General features: G+C 65.9%; 8 protein-coding genes. 1 reads left to right on the forward strand and 7 read right to left on the reverse strand.

From position 1 onward, the window contains the following. Positions 1-52: 52 nt before the first annotated feature. Positions 53-679, reverse strand: a complete 627-nt coding sequence (locus tag AC1DRE_RS22615; protein WP_476986732.1) for an SRPBCC family protein — start codon at positions 677-679, stop codon at positions 53-55. 237 nt (positions 680-916) lie between these two features. On the opposite strand from AC1DRE_RS22615, the gene AC1DRE_RS22620 reads away from it, so the two are divergent. Beyond that, positions 917-3,133 carry a catalase gene (locus tag AC1DRE_RS22620; RefSeq protein WP_476986733.1) on the forward strand — a complete coding sequence of 739 codons (2,217 nt, stop codon included), beginning with the start codon at positions 917-919 and terminating at the stop codon, positions 3,131-3,133. 81 nt (positions 3,134-3,214) lie between these two features. On the opposite strand, the gene AC1DRE_RS22625 is transcribed toward AC1DRE_RS22620, so the two are convergent. From AC1DRE_RS22625 to AC1DRE_RS22650, 6 genes are all read right to left on the reverse strand, one after another. Further along, positions 3,215-3,718 (reverse strand): mucin-associated surface protein, encoded by a 504-nt coding sequence (locus AC1DRE_RS22625; protein ID WP_476986734.1) that lies wholly within the window; start codon positions 3,716-3,718, stop codon positions 3,215-3,217. Continuing rightward, on the reverse strand, positions 3,715-4,926 hold the full coding sequence (locus tag AC1DRE_RS22630; protein ID WP_476986739.1) for a serine/threonine-protein kinase: 1,212 nt from the start codon (positions 4,924-4,926) through the stop codon (positions 3,715-3,717). The genes AC1DRE_RS22625 and AC1DRE_RS22630 overlap by 4 nt, the downstream gene beginning before the upstream one ends. A 226-nt stretch (positions 4,927-5,152) precedes the next feature. Then, positions 5,153-6,622, reverse strand: a complete 1,470-nt coding sequence (locus AC1DRE_RS22635) for a hypothetical protein (protein WP_476986735.1) — start codon at positions 6,620-6,622, stop codon at positions 5,153-5,155. An 84-nt stretch (positions 6,623-6,706) separates the two neighbouring features. Then, a complete protein-coding gene (locus tag AC1DRE_RS22640) occupies positions 6,707-7,666 on the reverse strand; it encodes a hypothetical protein (protein ID WP_476986736.1) in 960 nt (319 codons plus the stop codon). Positions 7,667-7,798: 132 nt separating this feature from the next. Then, positions 7,799-8,869 (reverse strand): Gfo/Idh/MocA family protein, encoded by a 1,071-nt coding sequence (locus tag AC1DRE_RS22645; RefSeq protein ID WP_476986737.1) that lies wholly within the window; start codon positions 8,867-8,869, stop codon positions 7,799-7,801. 91 nt (positions 8,870-8,960) lie between these two features. Further along, the coding region (locus tag AC1DRE_RS22650) for an IS3 family transposase (RefSeq protein ID WP_476986738.1) at positions 8,961-9,165 on the reverse strand (205 nt) is incomplete at its 5' end.

Genomic DNA, 9,165 nt, shown 5'->3' on the forward strand with positions numbered 1-9,165 from the left:
GCGACTCGGCGGCGCCATCACGCGGCGACTGCGCCCTGGCGCCGCCCTGGCCTTAGCGCTGAACGTGCTTGCCGAACGGCGGTTCGGTTGCCATGTCGGGGTCCGTGTTCACGGGACGCTCCGTAGGCTCCGGGTCGTAGCCCACTTCCTCTTCGAGCGGGACCGCGGTGGTGGCAGCAAGCGGAATTTCGTTCGTGCCGGTCCCGGCGGCACCGCCGCTGACCCCGCTGTCGCTGACGCGTTCACGCCAGGCGCCGGTTTCCACTTCGCGTTCTTCAATAAACTTCTTGAACCGTTTGAGGTCGGAGGCCACCTGGTGCGAATCAAGCCCGACGGCGGCCCCGACCTTCTCCACTGCGGAGTCCGGCTCCCAGACGAGTTCAACGCTCACCCTGGTTTCGGTCGGGTTGAGTGCTTCGAACCATACAGTTCCGGCGTTGTGCGGCTCGTCCAGGCTTTCCCAGGTCACGCGCTGGTCCGGCTGCTGGACGGTGATCCGGGCGTCGTATTCGCGCTTGACGCCGGCGATGCTGGTTTTGAAGTGAACGGTGGTGTCATCGAGCTGCCGGACAGAGTCCACGCCGCTCATGAAGTGCGGAAAGTCCTCGAACTGGGTCCACTGGTTGTAGGCCTGGCTCAGCGGGACGTTTACGTTGATTGATTCCTGGACAGTTGCCATGCGTACATCACTCCTTCAGCTGGCGGGCCGGTGGCCCGCGGTTCTGATCTCGTTGCGGGCTTCGTGGGCGCGCTTAATCAAACCTAGCGACATTCATGCCAAATAGTAAGTTTGCTGATGAATATTCTGCCGTTCCATTGTGGTTGTGGGGCATCTTCCCTAGAGTACTAAGCATGCTTAGCTTCCGACCTGAGGCCGGTTGCAGCAGCGGACTGTCGATACCGAGGAGAAATGTCCATGCCAGAAGACCGCAACATCCAGGTTCCCGGTGCCGTCTCGAGCGAACCGCCCAGTGTCGCTGAGCCGACCGAACCACGTGAGCCGCTCCCGCCCAAGCCGGACCAGCAGGGCCCCGAAGCCGTCTCACCGACCGGAACCCCGAGCGGCGCCCCGGCCCACTCCCGCGCGCAGTCCGGCGCCTACCTCACCACTGCGCAGGGCCTGAGGCTCCAGGACACGGACCACTCGCTGAAGGCGGGCCGGCGCGGTCCCGTGCTGCTCCAGGACCACCACCTGCGGGAAAAGATCACCCACTTCGACCACGAGCGCATCCCGGAACGGGTGGTGCATGCCCGCGGCGCCGGAGCGCACGGCACGTTCCGCTCCTATGGTTCCGCCGCCAACATCAGCCGCGCGGGCTTCCTGGCCAAGGACGTCGAAACGCCCGTATTTGTCAGGTTCTCCACGGTGCTGGGGTCCCGCGGCTCCGCCGATACGGTCCGCGATACCCGCGGCTTTGCAACGAAGTTCTACACGGACGAGGGCACCTTCGACCTGGTCGGCAACAACATTCCGGTCTTCTTCATCCAGGACGGCATCAAGTTCCCCGACATCATCCACGCCGGCAAACCTCACCCGGACCGCGAAATTCCGCAGGCCCAGAGCGCCCACGACACCTTCTGGGACTTTGTCTCTCTGCACACCGAGGCCCAGGCCCACACCATGTGGAACATGTCCGACCGGGCCCTGCCCCGCTCCTACCGCACCATGGAAGGCTTCGGCGTCCATACCTTCCGCTTCGTGAACGCCGCCGGTGAAACGGTGCTCGTCAAATTCCACTGGAAGCCCAGGCAGGGCGTGCACTCGCTGGTCTGGGAGGAAGCCCAGCTCATCAACGGCATGGACCCGGACTTCCACCGGCGCGACCTTGCCGACGCGATCGAGTCCGGAGCCTACCCGGAATGGGAGTTGGGAGTGCAGGTGTTCCCGGACACCGAGGAGGAATTCTTCGAAGGAATCGACCTGCTGGACCCCACGAAGTTCGTGCCTGAAGAGCTCGCCCCGGTGCAGCCCATCGGACTCATGACGCTCAACGCCAACCCGGTGAACTACTTCGCCGAGACCGAACAGGTTGCCTTCCACCCCGGCCACCTGGTGCCGGGCATCGACGTCACGAATGATCCGCTGCTGCAGGTGCGGCTCTTCTCCTACATCGACACGCAGATCTCAAGGCTGGGCGGCCCGAACTTCGGACAGATCCCGATCAACCGGCCGCAGGCGCCCGTCAACGACATGCTCCGGGACGGAATGCATCAGCAGGCGGTCCATGGGGGAGCGGCGCCGTACCACCCGAATTCGCTCGACGGCGGCTGCCCCTTCCTCGCCGGGGCGGACCTCAGCGCGTTCATTGACGTTCCCGAGCACCTGGCGGCGGCCGTCAAGGAACGGAAGTCGCCGGCGTCGTTCGATGATCACTTCAGCCAGGTGCGGCTCTTCTTCAGGAGCCTGAGCCCGGTGGAGCAGGACCATTTAATCCAGGCTTACACTTTCGAACTCGGCAAATGCCGGGAGGAAGCCATCCGGGAACGCCAGCTGCGGAACCTGGCCAATGTCGACGCCGGACTTTGCGCTGCCGTCGCCGCGGGCCTGGGCATGCCGGCGCCCGCAGCTTCGGTCGATGTGGCCGACGCTGACCCCAGCCCCGCGCTATCCCAGATCGGCGGAACCTGGCCAGTGAAGGGCCGCGTGGTGGGTATTGTGGCCGATGCGTCCAGCGACCTGGCAGCTGTGCGTGCCGCGCGCACCGCTTTGGACGCCGCGGGCATCGTGCCGTTGGTGGTCGCACCGTCGGGAGGGTTCCTGGGGGCGGAGTCCGACGGCGGGATCCCCGTCCAGCGCACGTACCTCACCGCTCGCTCCACGGAGTTTGACGCCGTGCTGGTCGCCGGGTCCGCTGACCCGGCCCCGGAGGCCGACCAGGGGTTGGATGCCAAGGCCGGTGAGCCCGGGGCAACCCTCGATCCGCGGGTGGTCCTCTTGCTTTCTGAGACGTTCCGCCACGCGAAGGCGATCGGCGGCTGGGGCGCAGGTGCCGCCGTCGTGGACGCCGCGAGCATTCCGCAGGATGCTCCCGGCCTGGCCTTTGGTGACGGCCCGGCAGAGGTTGTTCCGCGGCTTCAGGAGCTGCTGGCGGCGCACCGGGCATGGGAGCGGTTCCCGGCGTCCGGGTCCTGATTCCCCACTGAATGTGGGCGCGGTTCCGCGCTGGCAGATCAAGGCAGGGACGGTTGAAGTCCGGCGGCGGGCGCGCCGGCTTCAGTCGTCCTTGTCTTTGCCCTTTTCGCCTTTGCCCGGCCCGGGATTTCCCTTGGCGGGCGCTGGAGCCTGGACCTGCGCCGGCGGCTGAGCGGCGGCCTGCGAGGCCTGGGCGGCCGCGGCGGCTGCGGCTTCTGCCGCCACTGCAGCTTCCGCCGCGGCCGCTTCGGCTTGCGCCTGCGCCGCTGCCAGATCGGCCCGGACTGCTTCTATGGCCTTCATGATGGTCTGGTGGCGTTTGAAGGAGACGCCTCCGTCGGCCGCCGAGGCGTCAAGCTGCGCGACGAGCTCGTCCAGGGCTTTCAGGGCTGCAGCCCGATCGCTGCCGGCGGCGGCCTCGGAAACAGTCAGGACCTTGGCCTGCAATTGCTGGGCGGCATCCTCTTGGAGGTCGGGGGCTGCTGTGCCGCAGCCAGCCAGAACAGCCGATATCAGACCCGCAGCCAGGACTGTCCGCCAGGGCTTGTGGGACAACTGGTGGCGGGGCATCGACGATGAACTCACGGTTCCACGCTTTTCTGTAGCTGGTCGAGGTGTTCACCCAGGGGGCCGGTGACCGCCGGGTATTGAACAGGTGCCGGTGTTTCGGGCGTATTGACGGAGAGGATGATCACAGCGGCGACTGCCAGTGCCGCCAGCACGGATAGCGCGGTAGCCAGCTTGCCTCGTCTGCCCGGCGTTCGAAGGCGCCGGGCGGTGCTGGTGCGCACCGGGTTGCGTCCCGTGGTCTTCAAGGGAGCGGTGGTGCGCGGGCCGGCCTCCGAATCCGCTGTCCTGATGTTTTCCGGGACGGCAAGCGGCGGACGCGACGGCGGTGCGGGAAGTACCCGCGTGGGCTCCTCAGCCATGGTGCCGGGAGCGGACTCCGGTGAGACCAGGGCCTGCCGAAGGGCGGTCTCAAGATCGGCGGCCGCCGGACGGTCCAGGGGGTTCAGTGCGGTCATGGAGCTGATGAGCCTGGACCACTCGGCGGGAACATTGCCGGGGATCTCCGGGGAACGGTGCAGGCGCGCCACGGCGGATTCAATGGCGCCTCCCGGATACTCCACCGCGCCCTTGATGCATTCGAGCAATACCAGGCCGAGGGAATAGATGTCGCTGGCGGGGCCCAGGTCGGCGCCCCGTGCCTGTTCCGGGCTCAGGTAGGCGGCTGTCCCCACCATGGTCCCGGTCGCGGTCAGCCGTGTGCCGTCGACGATCCTGGCGATGCCGAAATCCGTCAGTTTGGGACGCAGGGGCTCGCCCGGCCGGACCTGTACCAGCAGGATATTGGCCGGCTTGATGTCGCGATGGATGATGCCCAGGTTATGGATGTAGGCCAGGGCGTCGGCCACACCGGCTCCGATCACCGCCAGTTCATCCAGCGGCACGGGACTGTGCCGGATCCGGGTCCGGAGGTCCTGCCCCTCAATCAGCTCCATGGTGAGGAACGGGCGGGGCTCCTCAGGCACGCGGGAATCGATGCCCGCATCGAACAGAGTCACGAGGCTCGGGTGGTTCAGCGTGGCGAGGAGTTCGATCTCCGCCTCTTGGCGCTTGAGTTCGTCGGCGTCGGCGGATTGCGGGGCAAAGAGCTTCAGCGCAACGTCCCGGCCGAGGTTCTCGTCCCTGGCCGTGTAGACCGAAGCCATGCCACCGCGTCCGATGACCTCGCCGAGACGATAGCGGCCGCCTAGGACCTCTGCCGTATCACTGGGCGAACTCTCCACGATGTCCCATCCTTTTCAGCGTTCCGGCGGAACGCACTCCAAGAATGATACGGGGACTGCCATCATTTTCATAAGGGTGCTTGGTAATTCTGGTGCGTGTGCCGGAATCTCAGCGGCCAGCGGCCTGGCCCGGGAGGCCTTGAGCGCCTCCCGGGCCATTCCAATGGGTATTCCCAGGGCCTGGCCGGACAGGACACGGGCGGCGCCCGTCATCCTGTCCGTTGCCGGACTAGGCCTTCTTCCGCCGGTACAGCACGAACATGATGATCATGCCTGCCGCGACGAGAAGCAGGGCGGCCGTCAACAGTCCAACGCTGGCCCCCGTGTTGGCGAGCATCGGTGCATTAATGGCTGCCGTGGCGTTGGCACTCGCGCCGGTCACCGTGGCAGCCGAGGGAGTCACGCCGGTTCCGGTAGCCGCACCGCCGGGGTTGCTGATGCCCGGGGCGTTGGTGCCTGGGACGTTGCCGCCCGGCTCAACGCCTGTAGCAGCAGCACCGGGGGTGGTTGCACCCGGGACGGAGCCGCCGGGGACAGTGCCACCGGTTGAAGGACCTCCGGTGGAAGGACCTCCGGTGGAAGGACCTCCGGTGGCGGCTCCGCCGATGCCCAGGCCAACGCCGAGGTCGACCCCAAGGTCGCCCGTGGTGCCGGAGCCCGTATCGGTTGAGCCGCCCACACCGAGGTCGACACCCAGATCCACAGCAGAATCAGTTCCGGTGGTGCCGGTGGTGGTGCCGAGGCCAAGGTCTACGACGGCGGCGACATCGGCGGTGGTGGTGTCGGTTCCTGCCGTTCCGACGTCACTGGTACCAAGGCCTAGGTCTACGACGGCGGCGACATCGGCGGTGGTGGTGTCGGTTCCTGCCGTTCCGACGTCACTGGTACCAAGGCCTAGGTCTACGACGGCGGCGAGATCGGCGGTGGTGGTGTCGGTTCCTGCCGTTCCGACGTCACCGGTACCGAGGCCGAGATCTACAACTGCCGCGACGTCAGCCGTGGTCGTGCCGGTGTTGGTGCCGAGGCCAAGGTCTACGACGGCGGCGAGATCGGCCGTGGTGGTGTCGGTTCCTGCCGTTCCGACGTCACCGGTACCGAGGCCGAGATCTACGACGGCGGCGAGATCGGCCGTGGTGGTGTCGGTACCCGTGGTGCCGGTGCCGGCGGCGAGGTTGGCGTCGACGACTGCCGCGACGTCGGCGGTGGTGGTGTCGGTACCCGTGGTGCCGGTGCCGGCGGCGAGGTTGGCGTCGACAACTGCCGCGACGTCAGCCGTGGTGGTGTCGGTACCCGTGGTGCCGCTGCCCGTGCCGAGGTTGACGTCCACGACGGCGGCGAGATCGGCCGTGGTGGTGTCGGTTCCTGCTGTCCCGACGTCACCGGTACCGAGGCCGAGATCTACAACTGCCGCGACGTCAGCGGTGGTGGTGTCGGTACCTGCAGGTCCGACGCTGCCCGTGCCGAGATTGACGTCGACAACGGCGCCCAGATCAGTGGTGGTGTTTTCCGGCGTTGAGTCACCCAGTAGGCCCAACGACGAGTTTGCGGCAACCGCCGCTGAGACCGTGGCGGTAGTGCCGGATGTGAGACCATCCGACCCGCTCGTTGTATCCGCTGCACTGGCAGCGGTGGTGCCGAGGGCTAGTAACCCTCCGGCAAAGAGGGTGCTGAGCAGCCCTCTGCGGATATGTGCGTGCATTGTGATTTCTCCTGAAAGTTGTTGTTGGACGCGCAAGGCAGCCCAAATGACCGTTTTCCGCGCATAGGCGCGGGGGAGGCCCAACTAGTCAGGAGATGAACCGGGGTCGAAAGACACCGGCGCGGGGGAATTCTGCAGGGGGCCGCTGACGGGGAATACACCGGTCAGTGGAACGTCCAGGTGGAAAGTTGAAAGCCAGGCGGAGCCACCGGGGCCCGCGCCGGACGATTGGCTGGCCCCTGAACCGGAGCCTGGAACAGCCGGAAGCTCATAAGGGCCCGCAGTGCCCTCGCCGTTACCGGGGGATTCAGGGCTCCAAGCAGGCGCAGCGGAAGGACGCGCCGAGCCAAGGTTGGCGGCCGGCAACGATAGCGTGGACTGCGGCGTCAGCGACAACCGGTAATTGAGGCGGATGGCGCTCAACTGCACGACCGGGGCTGGCCCGACTTCGGTGCCGAAACCGCCGTCGAAAGCGGGGGAATCCGTAACAGCCGCAAGTCCCGGGGCCAGGGCTTCACTAGCCGGAAGAGGGAGTGGCAGCGCATCCGTGCCCGTCAGCAGCTCGTCCACCGGCTCAAGGACCGGTTCAAGAACGGGCAGGGCCTCGCCCGCGGCGGGCAAAACGGTGTGAGCGGCGTCGGCCGCAAACGTGTCAACCGCCGCGATTACCGGTGACGTAACCGTGCCGCTGGTCCCGCTGGGCACTATCTGGTTCACCGCCGGAACTGCATCGATAAAGTAGTCCACGGTTCCCGTTGCCGCGCCGGTAAGAGGCTGAAGCAGGCCGGCCGGTTCGGGAGCTGCGGGTTGGGCTGGAGGTCCGGCGACGGCGGGCCCGACGGAGGCCAGGATGTCGTTGACGGGGGTGGCGGCGGTGCCAGCCACCGATGAAACAGACGAGCTGATGGTGCCCAACAGCGAACCGGAATCGGGTGTCGACTCGGCGTTGGCAGCAGGGGCTGAAAGTGCCAGCCACGCCGTTGCTGCCGCCCCTGCAAGGAGCAAGGGACGGAGCGTGCGCCATGGCGAACGTGCTGATTCCATCCGCGACACCCCCCGATGCTCCTCGAAAAATCGACGATTGCCTACAGCCTAGGCACGACAAAGAGCAGGAGTCCAGAGTTTTCGGTTAGTAGTCCGGCGAATTGATTATTTTCCGATGCCCGTCGGGCCGGGTTAGCGCGCATCGTTCGGGTAGGCCACGCCGAGCTGCGCACGGACGCCGTCGAACAGCCGCATGACATTCAGCGAATCCTCAAGCGGCATGACCGGGCTCTCCGTGAGTTCCTGCTGGATGCATCGGGTGACCTCGCGGAGTTCGTAGGTGTAGCCACGGCCGACGACGTCGAAGCGTTCAATCCGCGGTTCCTCCATGCCGATTCTTACCAGTAGTTCCCTAGGGTTATTGATTGAACCGATGGACTGCAAATACCCCAGGCTTCCAGCGACGGTGGCGGTTCGCGGACCGTAGGCCGTGAGGGACGATGTCAGTTGGGCCTGCGCTCCGTGGTGGTATCCGAGCGTCAACGCGTTCTGGGCATCCACGCCGTCGTCGTTTACAGTGCCTGTGGCACTGACGGACTGGGGCAGGCCCAAGGTTCCCAATGCCCACAACAGCGGGTAAACGGTGAGGTCGAGGAGCGCGCCGCCGCCGTCCTTGAGGGCCCAGATGCGTGCGGTGGGGGAGTAGACCGCCGGGAACCCGAGATCCGCGGTGACCCACTGGACGGCTCCGAGTTCCCCGGACGCCGCGATGTCGAACGCCCGCTGCATGCTGGGCAGGAACCGGCTCCACATGGCTTCCATCAGGAAGAGCTTCCTGGACCGTGCAAGGGCCACGAGCTCGGCAGCTTCCCGCGCGTTGATGGTCAGGGCTTTTTCGCACAGCACGTGCTTGCCTGCATTGAGTGCGGCCAGGGCCACTTCGTAGTGCTGGGCGTGCGGAGTGGCCACATAGACCACATCCACGGCGGTGTCCTCCAACAGCCGCTGGTAGCCTGTGCCGCTGGCATCGTCACCATACGTTTTGGCGAAACCGTACTTGGCTGCGAACGCATCAGCCGTAGCCTGCGTGCGGGAGCTAACCGCGTAGAGTTCCGCATCGGCGAGTTGGACGAGGTCCTGCACCACCGACTGGGCAATGCCGCCTGTTGCTACCACGCCCCACCTCAGAGTGCGTCCTGTGGCGGAACGGGGATCCTGGTCGGACTGGCTGAACAGCCACGGCTGCGCGATAGGGGCACTCATTGTGCCATCCTCTCACTCAGCTGAGAGAGCGTTCAGGAAATACGCGCAGGTACTGAACTGGTCCCCGGAAGTTGGACTGCCAAATAGGATCCTAAGCTGCGAGGGCCTGGGCACGGTATTGCACCGGGCTTAGGCCCTCGAGCTTTGTGGAGATCCTTTTGGTGTTGTACCAGTGGATGTATTCCCCTATTGCAGCTGCCAGTGCGTCCGTGTTGAGGAATCGGACGCGGTGGAAGAGCTCTTCCTTGAGGTGGCCGAAGAAGTTCTCCATGACGGCGTTGTCGTAGCAATTGCCC

It is taken from the genome of Arthrobacter sp. P4_H3 (assembly GCF_056400885.1).

Excerpts from the sequence above, each read along its gene's own strand:
- AC1DRE_RS22615 (WP_476986732.1), bottom strand. The coding sequence starts at position 679 with ATGGCAACTGTCCAGGAATCAATCAACGTAAACGTCCCGCTGAGCCAG.
- AC1DRE_RS22645 (WP_476986737.1), bottom strand. The coding sequence starts at position 8,869 with ATGAGTGCCCCTATCGCGCAGCCGTGGCTGTTCAGCCAGTCCGACCAG.
- AC1DRE_RS22620 (WP_476986733.1), top strand. The coding sequence starts at position 917 with ATGCCAGAAGACCGCAACATCCAGGTTCCCGGTGCCGTCTCGAGCGAA.
- AC1DRE_RS22640 (WP_476986736.1), bottom strand. The coding sequence starts at position 7,666 with ATGGAATCAGCACGTTCGCCATGGCGCACGCTCCGTCCCTTGCTCCTT.
- AC1DRE_RS22635 (WP_476986735.1), bottom strand. The coding sequence starts at position 6,622 with ATGCACGCACATATCCGCAGAGGGCTGCTCAGCACCCTCTTTGCCGGA.